The 16,573-nt window shown below is 50.6% G+C and carries 16 protein-coding genes; 2 read left to right on the forward strand and 14 right to left on the reverse strand.

The features are described 5' to 3' along the window. Positions 1 to 180: 180 nt before the first annotated feature. From treR to LK536_RS46125, 3 genes are read right to left on the reverse strand one after another with little or no spacing between them, the layout of a single operon-like run. Positions 181 to 924 (reverse strand): trehalose operon repressor, encoded by a 744-nt coding sequence (gene treR, locus LK536_RS46115; protein WP_331472162.1) that lies wholly within the window; start codon positions 922 to 924, stop codon positions 181 to 183. A gap of 50 nt (positions 925 to 974) precedes the next feature. Further along, positions 975 to 1,745 carry a TraX family protein gene (locus tag LK536_RS46120; RefSeq protein WP_227795871.1) on the reverse strand — a complete coding sequence of 257 codons (771 nt, stop codon included), beginning with the start codon at positions 1,743 to 1,745 and terminating at the stop codon, positions 975 to 977. Next, positions 1,742 to 2,563 (reverse strand): Cof-type HAD-IIB family hydrolase, encoded by an 822-nt coding sequence (locus LK536_RS46125; protein ID WP_227795872.1) that lies wholly within the window; start codon positions 2,561 to 2,563, stop codon positions 1,742 to 1,744. The genes LK536_RS46120 and LK536_RS46125 overlap by 4 nt, the downstream gene beginning before the upstream one ends. Positions 2,564 to 2,911: 348 nt before the next feature. Between LK536_RS46125 and LK536_RS46130 the strand changes: the two genes are divergently transcribed. After that, the gene (locus tag LK536_RS46130; RefSeq protein WP_025485432.1) at positions 2,912 to 4,564 is read left to right on the forward strand and encodes a hypothetical protein; all 1,653 of its coding nucleotides are present in this window, start codon (positions 2,912 to 2,914) and stop codon (positions 4,562 to 4,564) included. A gap of 94 nt (positions 4,565 to 4,658) precedes the next feature. Here LK536_RS46130 and leuA read toward each other — a convergent pair whose 3' ends face one another. The 10 genes from leuA to deoC (LK536_RS46180) form a co-directional block, all read right to left on the reverse strand. Then, a complete protein-coding gene (leuA, locus tag LK536_RS46135) occupies positions 4,659 to 6,326 on the reverse strand; it encodes a 2-isopropylmalate synthase (protein ID WP_025485430.1) in 1,668 nt (555 codons plus the stop codon). A 296-nt stretch (positions 6,327 to 6,622) separates the two neighbouring features. Next, positions 6,623 to 7,906, reverse strand: coding sequence for a hypothetical protein (locus tag LK536_RS46140; protein ID WP_120055094.1), 1,284 nt, complete (start codon positions 7,904 to 7,906; stop codon positions 6,623 to 6,625). Positions 7,907 to 8,062: 156 nt separating this feature from the next. Then, a complete protein-coding gene (locus LK536_RS46145; RefSeq protein WP_162158539.1) occupies positions 8,063 to 10,174 on the reverse strand; it encodes a BglG family transcription antiterminator in 2,112 nt (703 codons plus the stop codon). Further along, positions 10,164 to 10,712 (reverse strand): class I SAM-dependent methyltransferase, encoded by a 549-nt coding sequence (locus LK536_RS46150; protein WP_227795873.1) that lies wholly within the window; start codon positions 10,710 to 10,712, stop codon positions 10,164 to 10,166. The genes LK536_RS46145 and LK536_RS46150 overlap by 11 nt, the downstream gene beginning before the upstream one ends. 81 nt (positions 10,713 to 10,793) lie before the next feature. After that, on the reverse strand, positions 10,794 to 12,119 hold the full coding sequence (locus tag LK536_RS46155; RefSeq protein WP_025485425.1) for a PTS ascorbate transporter subunit IIC: 1,326 nt from the start codon (positions 12,117 to 12,119) through the stop codon (positions 10,794 to 10,796). Beyond that, entirely contained in the window at positions 12,080 to 12,889 is an 810-nt protein-coding gene (locus tag LK536_RS46160) for an SDR family NAD(P)-dependent oxidoreductase (RefSeq protein ID WP_227795874.1), read from the reverse strand. The genes LK536_RS46155 and LK536_RS46160 overlap by 40 nt, the downstream gene beginning before the upstream one ends. A gap of 44 nt (positions 12,890 to 12,933) precedes the next feature. Beyond that, positions 12,934 to 13,224, reverse strand: a complete 291-nt coding sequence (locus LK536_RS46165; RefSeq protein ID WP_227795875.1) for a PTS sugar transporter subunit IIB — start codon at positions 13,222 to 13,224, stop codon at positions 12,934 to 12,936. Further along, a complete protein-coding gene (locus LK536_RS46170) occupies positions 13,224 to 13,676 on the reverse strand; it encodes a PTS sugar transporter subunit IIA (protein WP_025485421.1) in 453 nt (150 codons plus the stop codon). The genes LK536_RS46165 and LK536_RS46170 overlap by 1 nt, the downstream gene beginning before the upstream one ends. Before the next feature lie 18 nt (positions 13,677 to 13,694). Next, on the reverse strand, positions 13,695 to 14,363 hold the full coding sequence (gene deoC / locus LK536_RS46175; protein WP_120055086.1) for a deoxyribose-phosphate aldolase: 669 nt from the start codon (positions 14,361 to 14,363) through the stop codon (positions 13,695 to 13,697). A gap of 40 nt (positions 14,364 to 14,403) precedes the next feature. Continuing rightward, on the reverse strand, positions 14,404 to 15,069 hold the full coding sequence (deoC, locus tag LK536_RS46180) for a deoxyribose-phosphate aldolase (protein ID WP_120055084.1): 666 nt from the start codon (positions 15,067 to 15,069) through the stop codon (positions 14,404 to 14,406). A gap of 176 nt (positions 15,070 to 15,245) precedes the next feature. On the opposite strand from deoC (LK536_RS46180), the gene LK536_RS46185 reads away from it, so the two are divergent. Then, on the forward strand, positions 15,246 to 15,425 hold the full coding sequence (locus tag LK536_RS46185) for a hypothetical protein (protein WP_227795876.1): 180 nt from the start codon (positions 15,246 to 15,248) through the stop codon (positions 15,423 to 15,425). A 320-nt stretch (positions 15,426 to 15,745) separates the two neighbouring features. On the opposite strand, the gene LK536_RS46190 is transcribed toward LK536_RS46185, so the two are convergent. Then, positions 15,746 to 16,573, reverse strand: an 828-nt coding sequence (locus LK536_RS46190) for an IS3 family transposase (RefSeq protein WP_506092174.1), incomplete at its 5' end; no start/stop codon positions are given.

The following is a 16,573-nucleotide window of genomic DNA, read 5'->3' on the forward strand; positions in this document are numbered from 1 at the left end:
TATATTTGGATTATATCTTGTTTAAACAAGTTTGTCAATAGCAAAAAAGAGAGTTTTTTAATCTATCCAAACTCTCTCCTGCCAAACTGCCAATATATAATTATCCCTGTCCGCCTTATCCTTTTCCATCGCTTTCATCCTGCCCCGGATATATTGAAGGATTCCCCCAGGGCGCGCACTTTATTTCCCCCTATGCGCCAAATCATAGAACACAAACCGGTCCGGCCTGTGCCGCGACTGGGTAAACTCAAACATGACGCCCTGGGCGTTGTATGTCATGCTGCTCACCACCGCCATACAGTTGTACCCCTTCATGTCCAGATACGTCTCGTCAATCTGGTTCATGCGTTCCACGGTCATCTTCCGCTTGGTGGTCACGATACTCTCCCCCAGTTCCTGCTCCATGTACTCATAGATGGAACCCTCCGCAATCTCCCGGGTCAGGTTTTTCACCACGTCCTTCAGGAAATAGTTATGGTCAATGATCAGCGCCTCCCCGTCAATGTAGCGCACCCTCTGGATATAATAAATTTGGGCGCCTATGGGAAACGTGGTCCTTTTCTGGATTTTTTCATCCACCGCAAGTTCGGCAAAACAGGCCACATGGGTTCTGTAGCTCTTTTTATTCCTGGCCACCGCCTCCTTCAGGCTCTCAATCCCGCTAAGAAGGAACTCCGACTGTTCCTGGGGCTGGTATATGATCTGGACCCCCTTGCCGTGGATGCTCTGCACATATCCTTCCAATGCCATCTGTCCGATTGCCCTTCGTATGGTATTCCTGGAACACTCAAATTCCCTGACCAGCATATTCTCCGAGGGCAGCATTTCCTGACAGGCATATACCCCATTCTCAATCCTGCCCCGCAGTTCCGTATATATCTGGTCATACTTCGTCTTAGCCATATCCACCTCACTATCCTGCATCCTCCTGGTTTACAGGAAAATGCACGCTTATACTAACACTTACACTGATTTTACCCTACCGTCCCCCACATCATTGGAATGTTAAGGACAAGCAGGCGGATTAAGAACAATACCAGCAGGTGAAGGGGATAAAACCAGTAAAATGTATATTTATTCCCCTGGCGTCCCTTTTCCCCGCTGTACATGAGCAGGGGGACCGCTGCCAGCGCGCCTGCCCCCATCCCTGCTCCCAGGGTATCTGCAAAGGACACCAGGCAGCCTCCCGCCACCCTGGCCGTACGGTCCTTCCTCAGAAGGTAGAATGCCGCTATCATCAGCATACCGCCCGCGCCGTAATCTGAATCCATAAGCCAGGTAAACCCGCAGGCGGCCGCCAGCACCAGCGCCATATAAATATTCCTCCTGGCATCATAATAAGCTTCCGCCTTCTTAAACCCATGAAGCATCACAAGCCCTGCCGCCAGTTCCACATATATATTCCGGCTGCCTCCAATCCACCCATTGTACACTGCCAGGGAAAAGGGGATTTCCGACACAGCTGCAAATACAATCATGCGCAGGCAGTATTTCCTCCAGTCCCGGGTGTGGAGGAATCCCTCTGTCAGAAGGAACCCATATATAGGAAATGCTACACGCCCCAGAATCCTCATGCCATAAGCCACATTGCCAAGGGTATCCGGATTGATTGTCCACAGGAAACCGCCCAGCGCGCCCCCGCTTTCCCCATACGCCAGCCAGTACTGCAGTATCACAAGCCCTGTATGGTCAATCAGCATGGTAACCATGGCAATCCATTTCAATGCATTGCTGCTGAGCTTCATCTGAAATCCTCCTCAAGCGCTGCCAAAAGTCCCTGGTGGTCATTATCCAGTGTCACATGTGCCGCGCTGCGCCGTACCACAAGAGGCGCATTGGCCATGGCGTAGCTGTTTTTAACAGCCCTGAGCATGTCCATGTCATTGCATCCGTCCCCAAAGGCAATCACCTCGTCCAGTCCAACGCCGTAATGGCTGCAGAGGAAACCCACTCCCCTGGACTTACTTACCCTTCCATCCATCACTTCCAGATATACCGGCGATGAAGATGCGATGGACAGGTCCGGGAAATGTTCCTTCAGGCGTTTCTCCAGCCCCTGTACTGCTTCCTCCTGCCCCATAAGGAGGAACTTGTGCACGCCCCGGTCCGCTGCGAACACTTCCCTTATGTCCCCGTTCATGGCCTTCAGTCCTGTAATCTCCTCTTCCTTCCTGACCCAGGGACTGCTGTCATCATCCACCACCCATCTGCTGCCCCCATAGGTATTGCAGCAGATTTCAGGAAATTCCTTCCCAATCAGGTCCTTAATCCTGACAGCCAGGTCCAGATCCATCTGGCAGCTGTACATTGTATTCCCGTCCGCATCCCGGATTAATGCCCCGCTGTAGCACACCATGGGCGCCCGGTTGCCAATCATGTCCTGGATTGTGGTCATTCCTTCGGGCATCCTGGCCGAGACCAGGACAAAGGGGACGCCTTCCTTTTCCAGTTCCAGGATCTTCTTACGGGTCGGCTCCGGTACCTGATGGCTGCTGTTTAACAGGGTGCCGTCAATGTCACTGAAAATCATCTTGTATTTATGGGATGTTCGGACAGCTATCATACAGACTCCTTTATATTACGCGGTTATACCGCGGTTTTATATCACATCTTTATATTGCGGTTTTATACCGTATCATTATCACACCTTTATACCGCGCTTTTATTCCACGTTCCAATATCACGTTTTTTCTTCGTTCCATACATTTTTAATCCCTATTATCTTATCACTGACATGGGGGTTTGCAAAGTATTTTTTCGTCCTCTCCGCCTCCCTGCCCCTGTCCATTCCGGTCCATTGGTACCGAAAAGGCTGGCCGCCCAGCTTTTCCCCCTTGTATTTATTTCTACTTGTTATATAATCTTCTATAAGACATTTGTTAAAAAGCCGTTAAAATGATGGAGGAAATTCATGAGAAAAAAGACACAATTTTTGCTGAACCTGGTGCTGACACTGGTTTTTCTGGTGTTGATTGTCTTCCAGGCCCCGAACCTGAATCCAATGTATCCTGATGGTGCATTTTCCTGGTGCTTTATCATCAGCTGCTATGTAATCCTGAACTTTTTCGTTGCCCTTGGAAGCGTGCGCATCACTACCAATGAATACAACCGTCCCCAGTTATCCATTGACAAGAGCGTGGGCGGATATAAGGCAGGCTTTACCCTTTTAGCCATTCTCTGGGTCCTGTACTTTGCCGCCACCGTGCTCTCCATGCCCCTGTTCAATTACAAGGCTTACAGGGACCAGCTGGGGACGCCTGTCGTATCGGAGTTTACCGACACGGTACAGCCCCTTGCCTTAGACCAGCTTCCCATTGTGGACAAAAGCCTTGCCAGGGAGCTTGCGGATAAGAAGGTAGGCGAAAACCCGGGACTGGGCAGCCAGGTAGTACTGGGCGTCCCGGTCATCCAGAAGGTGAACGGCAAGCTGGTCTGGGTGGTTCCCCTGGAACACTCCGGCTTCTTCAAGTGGCTTAAGAACATGGATGGCTCCGCCGGCTATATCGTGGTGTCTGCCAGCGATGTCAGCGATGTTAAACTTGTGACGGACCACAAGATCAAATACCAGGCCAATGCATATATCCTGGATGACCTGAACCGCCATGTCCGCCTGTTTGGCGGCGGCCTGTTCAAGGGACTTACAGACTATTCCTTTGAGCTGGACGATGACGGGGTACCCTACTGGGTCATCTCCACTTATAAAAACCGCTGGCTCTTTAACCTGCCGGAAGCAACCGGAGTGCTGACCGTCAACGCCACCACGGGCGAGACCACCCACTACACCATCGACACACTGCCGGAATGGGTGGACCGCGTACAGCCGGAGAGCTTTGTCATGGACCAGATACAGAACCAGGGTATCTATGTCCACGGAATCTTCAACTTCTCCAACCAGGATAAGTTCCGCCCCAGCCAGGGTGACATCATCATCTACAACGGCGCCCGCTGCTATTTGTTCACAGGACTGACCAGCGTTGGCTCTGATGAGTCAGCCATCGGCTTTATCCTGGTGGACATGGTGACAAAGGAGTCCAACATTTACCAGATGAGCGGCGCCACGGAAACAGCAGCCCAAAGCTCTGCCGAAGGAAAGGTGCAGCAGTTCGGTTACCGTGCCTCCTTCCCCATGATCATCAATCTGGACGGACAGGCCACTTACTTCATGACACTTAAGGATAATGCCGGACTGATCAAGCAGTATGCATTTGTATCTGTTTCCAACTACACCAATGTGGGAACCGGTGAAACCATTGACAGCGCCCTGCGCAACTACCGCCAGGTACAGGGCACGGTGAACAGCAACATTTCCGCAGGCCAGGCCACCTCCACCATAAAGGGGACCGTCCTGAGGATTGCCAGTGAGACAATGGAAAACACCATCACTTACAAAATCATCCTGGAAGAGCAGAAGGACCATATCTTTACCGTGTCCTATGAACTGAGCAATGAACTGGCCCTGACCCAGCCCGGCGACCGGGTAGCCATGGATTATATGGAGGACCAGACCGGGGTGTGCTCGGCGTTCTCCTTTGATAATCTGGAGTTTAAGCAAAAAGGAAATTAAGGCAGCAACAGCTGGCGTCGGCAGGACGCAAAAACCGGCTCCCTATAAAGGAGCCGGTTTTTATTGCTTATAATGGGTCCTGATTGCTTAAATCTTAATAAAACAGACGGTTCACCGCACTGAAGATACCGCGGATGGATGCCCTGGTGATGTTGGAGCTGATGCCGACGCCATAGGTTGCCTTTCCTGTGACCTGGTCTACCAGGTGGATGTAGGAGGCTGCCTCTGCCCCGGAACCGGATGCAAGCGCGTGCTCGTTGTAGTCCAGGACCTTAATCTGGATGCCAAGGGCGTCCTCAAGTCCTCTCTGGACAGCGTCAATGGGTCCGTTTCCAACGCCTTCAAAGGTTTTCTCAATACCGTGGTCTGAGAAGGTGACCTTTGCAAGGGTTGCAAACTCGCCGTCCCCTGTCTCCGTATCGGTTATGCGGCACTTCCTGAAATGCATGGGTTCCTTGCGCTCCAGATAGTTCTTCTTGAACTCTTCCATGATCTGCTCAGGCGCAACTTCACCCTGCTGCTCGGAAATCTTCTGGATGACATCTGCAAATTCCTTGTGCATCCCCTTTGGCAGCTTGAAGCCGTAGAAGGTGTCCATGACAAACGCCACGCCGCCCTTGCCGGACTGGCTGTTGATACGCACGATCGGCTCGTATTCCCTGCCGATATCGCTGGGGTCGATGGGAAGGTAAGGAACCTCCCAGTACTCCCCGTTCCTCTCGTGAAGCGCCTGCATGCCTTTGTTGATGGCATCCTGATGGGAACCGGAAAATGCAGTGAATACAAGCTTGCCTGCATACGGATGCCTGGGCGGGATGTCCATCTTGGTGCAGCGCTCACAGACCTCTGCAATCTCGCGGACATTCTCAATATTAAGTTCAGGGTTGATGCCCTGTGAGAACATGTTGTAGGCAACCGTCAGGATATCCACGTTACCGGTGCGCTCACCGTTGCCGAACAATGTACCCTCCACACGGTCCGCTCCTGCAAGAAGGGCCAGTTCCGTGGAAGCCACGCCCTCGCCGCGGTCATTGTGGGGATGTACGCTTAAAATGATGCTCTCCCTGTTCTTAAAATGCGTATTCATCCATTCAATCTGATCCGCATACACATTGGGGGTGGTCATCTCTACGGTTGACGGAAGGTTGATGATGATGGGTTTCTCCTTGGTGGCTCCCCATGTCTCCTGGACAGCCGTACAGATATCAAGGGCAAAATCCAGCTCTGTCCCGGTAAAGCTCTCAGGCGAGTACTCAAGACGGACCTGGGTGTCGCACTCTGCCGCGTACCGCTGTACCAGCTTGGTGCCGATGACCGCGATATCCTTAATCTCTTCCATATCCTTATGGAACACCACATCGCGCTGTAAGGTGGATGTGGAATTATAAATATGTACAATGGCCTTCTTGATTCCCTCTAATGCCTCAAATGTCCTTTTAATCAGATGCTCGCGGCACTGTACAAGGACTTGGACCTCCACGTCGTCCGGAATCAGCTTGCGCTCAACCAGTGTGCGTAAGAAATCATACTCAATCTGGGACGCTGCCGGAAAGCCGACCTCAATCTCCTTAAATCCCAGTTTAACAAGAAGGTTGAACATCTCCACCTTCTCTTCCACCACCATGGGTTCCACCAGGGCCTGGTTGCCGTCCCTAAGGTCAACACTGCACCATACGGGTGCCTTCATGATTTCCTTATCCGGCCATGTGCGCTCCGGGAAATTAACAACAGGGACTCTCTTATATCTCTTATAATTTAACATGCTTCTTCCTCCAATTCTGTCCATCATTTAAAAGTAACATACCAGTCCTACGGTTTTAATCCCTCAGCCCGTACCGGGCAGTCGCTCGATGACACCGTAGCGGCGGACGATGAACAGTACTACCCTTACTGATTCAGCCCCATTTCCACATCATTCCTTTACTGTTAAAATCGCTGTGTTTTTGCAACGTTAATTCATTATAGCACATTTAGAAATAACTGACAACATGGATACCGGCCCCGGCTATTCTCAATAGTTATACCTTTTATTCCTGTATTTTATGAACAATGGGCCTTTCAGGCCATATCCCGGGACACGGCCGACGAGACACAGTACACGTTCACGGTCCTGTCCATGCGGCTGTTGAAGAAAATCCTGTCCCCCGCATGACTGTATATAGGATGTGGATGGGCGTCCTGGCCAAGCCAGTCGCTTTCGTGTTTACAGAGGGGAATCCATGTAAGTGTACCTGCATCCCAGTCCGGAATCACCTTGCATATGTACTCCGCATCCTTCTTATGGGGATCTGGTCCGTTGTCCGTGCTGTTTTCCCTGACTTTCTTAACTTCCCACGGATATTTGAAATAGCCGTCGCACACCAGGTTTCCCTTGTGGTCCATGGTAAAGTGGCCGTAGGCGTCATAATCCTCCGGCAGGGCTATCTCCCAGTATCTGCCGGAAGCCGGCTCATACCTGCCCACCATGGCCGGGCCTTCATGATACCCGCCGTGGTAAATGATATACGCCCCGTCATCACTCCACATCTCATGGCAGACCCAGTCCTCAGCACTGCGCGCATACCCGGCCGGATTGCCCAGGGTATCCCCTCCCACGGTGCGCACAGGCCTGAGGGTGTCCTCTGCATGGTCATACAGCCAGATTCTGCGGATGCCGCAGGAAAAGCTGGACCACTCATGATTGTACATGATGATATCCGGGTTCACGGGATGAAACTGTACATGGGTTATCCAGCATTTTGGCACTGTCTTCTCATATAAGAGCGCACCCGAATCCGTGTCGTACACGCACAGATAACTGTTAAGCCCCTCCCTCTGTACCCTTTCGTCTATATCATAGGACGGGCGGCGGTCCAGACCGCTCCCCTCTGTCTCCGGGTCAAAATCCAGGCAGCGGCCGTCCGTCATGGGGACGCACAGGTATTTCCCATCCCCGCTCACATGGGTAAATGCAGTCATGCGACCGTCCGGCACCTGGTTCAGGACGGTAATCCTCCCCTCCAGGTCCACTTTGCAGATACGGTCGTCCTGGATATAATAAATGACTTCCCGCTCACAGTCCAGGCATACGCTGGCCTTACCCAGCCCCTCATTCAACGTCCCGTCAAAATAGACATAGCTCTTAAGGATTCCCTTCCTGTTGTCCGTAAGGATCCGCTCCTTCCCGTCAGACAGGCTGCGCACCACCACGTTTGGACTGCCTGTCCTGTCGCTGAGCATGTAAATGCGTTCATCGCCCTTTCCCATGGATGAACATGTAAAATACAGGAGCTGGGTATTATATTCCTGGCCTTCAGGGCAGCCGCTGACCAGCATGCGGCCGTTTAATGGATTTTGATTCATATGTCCTGCCTTCCTTTTATCCACCGGGGACAAAAAATGTATTTGATTCCTGCATCATATTCTACCACAGCAGGCCGGAAGAAAAAAGCTTTGCCAGTCATTTTACCGGCAAAGCTTCCATTGCAGGACCCATCTCCTCCCACCCCGTAGTACGCCTCAGCTTATGATGCTTAAAAGCTCATAAGCGCTGGCGGCTGCCTCTATGGCTTCCCGCTTTTTGGCGTCTCCCAGCACATCCACCAGTTCCTCCAGCACCTTGATATGGGCCGTGTTGTGGTTGGACAGCAGCATGACAATCAGGTTTACCGGGTCATTGTCCGCATGATTGAACCGGACCGGTTTATCCAGGGTAATGACGCTCATGCACGGCCCGGGCAGTTCCGGCGCAAGCAGATGGGGAAGGGCAACACCTTTGTCAATGACCATGTAACCGCCCAGCCTGCGCTTGATGCGTATCATCTCGTCAATGTGCTTCTGTGTGATATACCCCTGGTCTTTCAGAAGGTTTCCCGCTATCTGGATGGCATCATAGCAGTTCTTAGCGTGTACGTTAACCGCAATCAGGGACTCATCCAAAAGGTTCCTTAAGGCAGGCTTCCTGGTTTTATCCAGCCCTTTGACCTCGTCCTTAATATCCCTGGCAAGCTCGATTGACAGCTTGATGCGTTCCTCCGGTTTCAGTTCCAGGGAACGGGCCGCGATGTTGATGGTTGCGCTGATATATTTATTCAGGTCCACATTCTGCATGCGCAGCATGAACATACCCATCAGCTTATTGATATCCTCCAGTTTAAGCAGCGGGTTCACCGTAATGCACGGATACCGGCTGCTCTCCAAGGGCAGGGTGGAGATAATCAGGTCACATGGCAGGGGTTCTGTGGAATTGACAAATTCATGATAGGAAATGGCTTTCACCACGTTAATATTGGAAAAGATGGACCCCAGACGGTTTTCCAGTATCCGTGAGGTGGCAACCGTGCTGTTGCACACGATGATGACATTTTTCTTTGCCGCTTCCTCCAGCGGGTTCTTGAGGATACAGGCCACGATATACATGGAAATGTAGACAGCCTCCTTACTGCACACCTCCCGGTTCACATTGTCCATACGCATACGCAGTATGGACCACAGCTTCTCCCTTACCACCTGACATACGTCCGGGAATGTCTCCTCTATCTCTGTCAGCGCCGCATTGTGTTCTGCGGGTATATTGAGGAACAGCCGGTACTGCATGACGCTCAGATGGGTAGCCAGCTCCAGCACCGTGTCATCCCCCTCCTCAAACTCCAGTTCCAGCGAATCCTTCACCTCTGCAATCAGTTCTTTGGCAATGAGGACATTTTCCACATTGATGTCCTGGGACGCCCCGAACTTGCGCAGGGACATCCACTGGGCATGGATAAAGAACATTTCATCCTCATCCATGTCTAATCCGGTCCGCTCCAGTATCAGGTCATGTATCGCGGTGAAGTCAAAACCGGACTGGGCCTTGATATGTGTATAATTCTGCCTTCCCACGCTGATCCTGCATCCCCTGTTCCTGCGGGCAAAGGCCGTGAGCAGATAAAGGAACATTGCGCAGAATCCGTTATCCGATATGGTCACCTGGGCACTGTCCTGCAGCTGCCGGATAAGGAACAGGATTTCCTCCCTCCACAGGATGATTGCTTCACAAAAGGTGTCCATCCCGTACTTTCTCAGCACATTTTCCACCTGGGTGAACCTCATGCCGATTAAATCCTGCTGGCGGGTTCCGGTTTCCAGCATTTCCCGAAGGAGCATGACACATCCCCTGCGTATGCTGCTCTCCGAATCCCGCAGGGCGATTCCTGTGTGGGGCCTGGATATCATGTGGATACAGAAGTGGTTCATCCACATCTTCACCTTCTGTAAATCATTGGAAACAGTGGCCGGGCTGACCTGAAGCCTGTCCGCAATCTCCGCAATGCTGGTGGATGGGCTTTCCGTCAGCAGCCATCCGGTGATGGCCCTGACCCGTTCTCTGGAGGACATTATATACACGCCCGCCCCCTGTTCCTCCAGTTCCCTCCTGATGCGCCCATCACTGTCATTTAAAAGTATCCCAAGTCCCGGCACCCTCACAACCGGTCCGTGTGAAAATTCAGACAGCCACTGGTCAATGACATCCAGGTCGCTGCGGATTGTACGCGTGCTCACGGACAGCTGTCCAGCCAGGTCACTGCTTGTCACGGCCTGCCTGGACTGTATCAATCGTTCAATTATATGTACGCATCGTTCATAAAGCATATGGCCATCCCTCATCCCTGTGCCTGCCGTAACATTGTTCCACTATCCCTTCCTGGTCCGACAGACGCCGGACCGAGGAGCATAAAAGGGCAAATCCCCACTCAGCCGACCAGCTCTCTATCACGGCCTCAAGGGCAGCATCCGCCGACTTATAACTTATCCAAATGACCCCTTCCGGTTTCAGGTACGCGCCAAGACGGGCCAACAGATCCCTGCCGTTCTTTGCATAAGGAAGGACCATGAAAAGACAGACCACGTCATAGCGGCGCCCGGCCAGCATTTTCCCGTCCTCAACAAAAGCAATATTCCCCCTGGCGAACATACTCCGGGCAAACCCAATCCGGTCCGCATCCGGGTCATATCCCGTAACCTGGCCAAAGGAATCCGAGAGGATATAGCTTCCCCATCCATATCCGCAGCCATAATCCAGCACACTGTCCTGTGTCTGGGCAGCAGCGGCATTTTCATAAGAAACCAGCATGGCATGAAGGAATGGATCGCTGCGGATCAGATCCAGATACTGCATTGCCTCTTCCATTGTCCCCCTCACTTCCTTCCATAAACAGACAAGCCAGCATCCCGGAACCCGGAATGCATGGCCTGCCAGACAAATGTTCATTTAATGAAAGATTGACATCATTTTTGCAATCAGGTAACCAATTGTATTAAAGTCCATTGCCTCATACGCTCCTCCGGTAGCCATAAGGTGTCCTGTCATGGGGAACGTGAGCGCTACCGCAAACTGCAGGATGAATCCCGTGACAAGGGCGCTGAATATACAGTTTTTAAGTCCTCCCCTTGCATTGGCATAGACACCTACCAGGGCGCCCTCAAAGAAATTAATCTGGACCCCGGGCACCACCACGGGGGAGAATCCGGTGAAGGCCATCACCAGGGTTGCTATGATGGAACCCAGGAGGCTGAAGATGAATCCCAGCATGACTGCTGTTCCCGCATAAGGAAATACCGTTGGATAGTCAAGGCCAAGCACCGCATTGGGCAGAAGGGATTCCGCCACGCCGGAGAAAGCAGGTATCAGCTCCGCCAGCATCATCCGCACACCGTAAAGGATGACTGCAATTCCTCCGCCAAAGGTCAGCGACTGGATGATGACGTAGAGGATCCACGGCATCCCCGCTGCCAGTTCCCTTACAACCCCGGGACCAGCGATGAATGTGAAGATAAAATTCATTGCCAGCACAGCCATACAGGTGGCGATAATGCTGTCCTTCAGCCAGTTGAGGGAACTTGGGAATTCGATTTCCTCCGTGGATTTCCCACCCTTCTTAAAGAGCCTTCCCGACTCCCCTGCTATGACAAGTGCAATGGCGCTGGGGACGAAGTTGGCATGCTCCGTGGTGACAGGTTTTAAGTAGTGGGCTGAGATTGTAGTGGCAATCCAGTAGTAAACCCCGGAAATCAGTCCGCCCACAAGAATCAGCGTGACCCCCGAAAATCCGAACCCAGCCATGATGCTTGCCATGAATCCAGCCCAGAACAGCTGCAGGTGGACGGTCATGGCCAGATTCTTCCACGGGGTGAATTTGGCCAGCAGGATATTGATGATGAAACCTGTGATGAATATCAGGGCTGCCTCTGTCCCAAACCTGGCCATGGACTCGGAATACACCACCCAGTACAGGGGCAGTACCCCGTCTACCCCCAGCCCTCTCTGCACAAGGGTTGTCAGCAGGGTGATGGGCGTCCCGATAATGGTTGTACCGGCGCTTAGGATCAGGTACCCCATCATGGTCTTCACCGTTCCCATTACAATGTCACTGACGCTTTTCCTTAAAAATATCAATCCGATACATGCGATGATACCAAGCATGACCGTGGGATTGCCAAGTACATTGGTGATAAAATCAATTACAAAATCCATAGTATCCCCCTCTCCATCTTCCCCTACAGTTTCCAGGCAGCCGTGGGCGTCTGTGTCGCCCATATCCCTCCATCCAGTCCTATGGTCTGTCCTGTGATATAGCCTGCCTGTTCTGAGCAGAAGAAGCTTACCAGATCAAATGCGTCATCCGGTTCCCCAAACCTGCGCAGCGGTATCTGGCAAAGTTTACTTTCCGCACGGTTCTTAATCACATCCTCCGCCATAGGCGTATTAAGCACACCCGGCGCATAGCAGTTCACGCGGATATGATAAGGCGCAAGCTCTGCGGCCCATACCCTGGTCAGTACCATCATTCCGGCCTTGGCCGCCCCATAGGCGCCTGAACCGGTATTGGGGAAGGTCGCCAGTATGGAAGCCACATTGACGATATTTCCTCCATTTTCCTTCATGTAAGGCACACAGGCCCTGGTGCAGTACATGGGTCCCAGCAGGTTCACGTTAATCATGAGCTGCATATGTGCATCTGTGGAATCCTCTATCATGCCTTTGTGGAGCACGCCTGCATTATTAATCAGAATATCAATTTTCCCAAACCGCCTGCCTGCGTCCTCTATGGACTGGTTCACCTGGCTGCTGTCGCTGACATCCACGGTGTACGTCAGGAAACGGTCCATGTCCGGTTTCACCTCATCCACCACAGCGGCCAGGTTGTCTCCATGTAAATCTAGAAGACAGACGGCAGCGCCTTCCCTGTAAAACCGGATGGCCAGCTGTTTGCCGGCTCCCTGTCCTGCGCCTGTGACAATCACTACCTTATTATCGAATTTCCCCATATCTGAATCCTTTCTTAACTTTTCCACGATTCTTTCCATCGTGGACTTTCTGCTGCAAAAACTCCCCTGATTCCTGCTGATTCCTACTTGATTCCATTTGCTTCGCAGTATTCCCTCAACTTGTCCTTGATTTCCTGCTTATTCACAAAGCTGGTAAGCTGTATGACAGGTTTGTCAATATCCTGCACCAGATAGGCCAGTTCCTTGCCTATGAGCACCAAATCGGCGGTGCGGGCCGCTCCCTTTCCCGTCGTGATATCGCTGACCTCCAGTTTTGCCTGTATCCCCAGTTCCTTTAATGCTTTCTCAGCATTCATTTTCAGGATTACGCTGCTGCCCATTCCGCATCCGCATATTGTAACAATATGTAACATTATTCCTCCACCTCCACATTATTGAATATCCCGGCAACTGCCGCCTTGCTATTGCAGGCGGTTATCCTGCCCAGCATGCTGTCATCCTCAAAAATAGTGGCGATTGCCTGTATGATTTTGAGGTGAAGATCGTCATTGCTCCCTGCCAGCCCAATCAGCAGGCGCACCGGATCATTGCTCTCATTGCCAAAGGTTACGGGCCGGGATAATGTCATGATACTGATGCCGCTTTTTATGACGCCGTTCGTACTCCTTGCATGGGGCATGGCCAGTCCCGGGGCAACCACGATATACGGTCCAAGGGTCTTGACGGTCTGTACCATGGCGTCCACATATTCCCTGGTCACATATCCGTTATTCACAAGTATGGTCCCTGATTTTACCACCGCATCCTGCCAGTCTGCTGCAGACACATTCAATTCTATATCATCCAAACTTACCAGTTTCTGCATTCCCTTTCCTCCGCCATCTTACAGGCCGCCAATGATTTCCTCTCCCGCACTGGCGCCTATTCTTGTAGCCCCCGCTTCAATCATGGCCAGGGTATCGGCAGTTGTACGGATTCCTCCGGCCGCCTTAACTCCTGTCTCCGGCTTTACGCAGCTGCGTATGAGCCTTACATCCTCCACGGAAGTGGACCGGGGCAGCATGGCTGAAAATCCCGTGGATGTCTTCACAATATCCACCCCATGTTTTTCGGCCAGCTCACATGCCTTTACAATCTGTCCCTCAGTCAGCAGCGGGGTTTCAATTATCAGTTTCACGATTGCCCCTTTGCCATGGCTCGCCTTTACCACGCCTTCCAGCTCCTCGTCCACGATATCATACCGCTCAGACTTTAGTGCGGACACATTCATCACCAGGTCAATCTCTTTGGCTCCCTTTTCCAGGGCGTCCTCCGTCTCATGGATCTTCACATCCGGCCAGTCGAATCCCAGCGGGAAACTGATGACCGTGCACACCTTTGTATCGGAGCCGTCCAAGACCCCGGCTGCCGTCTCAATCATATTGGGCAGTATGCAGACGCTGGCAAAATGATTTTCCTTAGCCTTTTCACAGAAACCGGTAACATACTCATAGGTCATGCCCGGCTTCAATGTTGTCTGGTCAATATAACGTGCCAATTCATTTCTGTTCATTATTCCATCCTCCTTGTGGCTCAATCAAATCTATCCCATATCACTCATTAAAGCTGTCTACAATCTTAAATGCCGAACTGGTGGCAATCCTCTCCGCTCCCGCCTGGATCATGGCGGCCGCATCTTCCCTGGTCCTCACGCCGCCGGATGTCATTACCTTGATTGCATCATGGTAATGGTCCTTAATCAGCCTTACCTGGTCCGTGGTGGTGACGAATCCAAATCCAGTGTTGGTCTTCAGGTACGGTATCCCAAGTTCAATGGCCATCTCAGCAGCCCTCAGCTGCTCATCCTCGGTCAGAAGACTGGCAAAATATATCATTTTCATGATTTTGCCTTCCATCATGTCCACAAATGGTTTCAGCTCCTCCTTGACGTATTCGTAGCGGCCCGACTTAAATGCGCTGACATCCATGGAGATATCCAGTTCGTCCGCCCCGTCCTTAAGCGCCTGTCTGGCCTGATAAAGCTTGGCTTCATGGGTCATCCCTCCCAGCGGATAGGAGATGACACTGACTAACTGCTTACCTGCCTGGTGAAGGATATCTGCGTTTCCCCTGATAAAAAACGGCTCGGTCAGCGTGGTGGCAAAGTCATAATCCAAGGTCTTCCTCACGAACTCCTCCACCTGCCCCAGGGTAGGCGCCGGCGTAGCCCCCAGAGAAGCATCAATCATCCGTTCCACATCGTTTCTTGTTACATCCATGCCCTTATTCCTCCTTTAAGATAATGTTTCTTTCCGCCTTCATTCTAAGGTCACGGACAGTGGAAGTCAATTTGAAATACCCCCTCTCAGTTGTGGAACTTTTATAATTAATCGGCAAAATTCATTAATTATTTTGTTAGATTTTATCACTATTTTTACCAGTAATTTACTTTTATTTGATTGTTTGTCATGGGGATTGGTACTATCCGGGCGAGGACGGCGCCATGATCAAGGGGCTGCAGGCCGTGGACGGTAAGTGGTACATCATGGACGAATCAGGAAAAATGCTTATAAAACCGTTGGTTTTAACGCCTAATCAGGATAGCACACTGCCATTTGCAGGCTTGTCTGAATAAATCTAATTAGTGTTTCTTCTATATCAGATATACCTATCTACAAAAAACAAGAACCGCATCCATCAAAAGGCTGCGGTTTTGTGTATTAGGTATCTGGCTTCAGGATAGCAAAATAAGCCAAGGAAGTCAATTGTATTTATTGTTTTTACTTATAGGTAGTCAACCAAAAATGCATTGACAAGAGTTTTAGGAACCGATATAATATACTTAACAAGAGAACCGATTGCTAGCTGAACCCTAGCCACCTCGGTAGAAATATGTATTAAAAAATAACGCTACACTTTTGATTTGACCCCAAAAAGTTAGACAAAAATTGATGGTTACGCAACTAATGAGGATTGAATCCTGTATTGGACAGGGCTCAGTCCTTTTAGTTTGTTCTTAATCCGTTTGTTATTATAGTAATCTATATATTTTTCCAGTTCAACTCGAAATTCTTCTATGGAGCTAAATTCCCTCAAATACAGCAATTCCGATTTCAGCAATCCAAAAAAATTCTCCATGACAGAATTGTCTAGGCAGTTTCCTTTCCTGGACATGCTTTGCCGGATACCTTTTTCCTGTAACCGCTTTTGGTATTGTTTGTGCTGATATTGCCATCCCTGATCACTATGAAAGATAAGGTTTGTATCATCCGGAATCTTTAAGAATGCCTGATCGAGCATATCTAGGACCTGATTCAGTACTGGATGTTCACTGATGTTATAACTGATGATCTCCCCATTATACATATCGAGGATTGGCGAAAGATACAGTTTCTTTCCAAACAAAGAAAACTCGGTTATATCTGTTGTCCATTTTTTATTTGGCGCATCTGCCTTAAAATTCCGTTGAATGAGATTTGGTGCTATTTTACCTACCTGCCCTTTGTAAGACCGGTATTTTTTGATTCTTACCATGCATTTCAAGCCTAGCAGTCCCATCAGACGCTGTACCGTTTTGTGATTAATCCTGTAACCACGGTTGTGGAGCTCCATAGTAATCCGGCGATAACCATAGCGTCCTTGATTTTCATTATGAATCAACTGGATTTTTTCTTTTACCTCGGCATATTTATCCGGATTTCCTGCCTTTTTTAAATAATAGTAATACGTACTTCTTGGCATTCCTGCTATTTGAAGTAATGCTGTCAGCTTATATTTCTGCCT

Source organism: Clostridium pacaense (assembly GCF_020709765.2).
GTDB lineage: Bacteria > Bacillota > Clostridia > Lachnospirales > Lachnospiraceae > Enterocloster > Enterocloster hominis.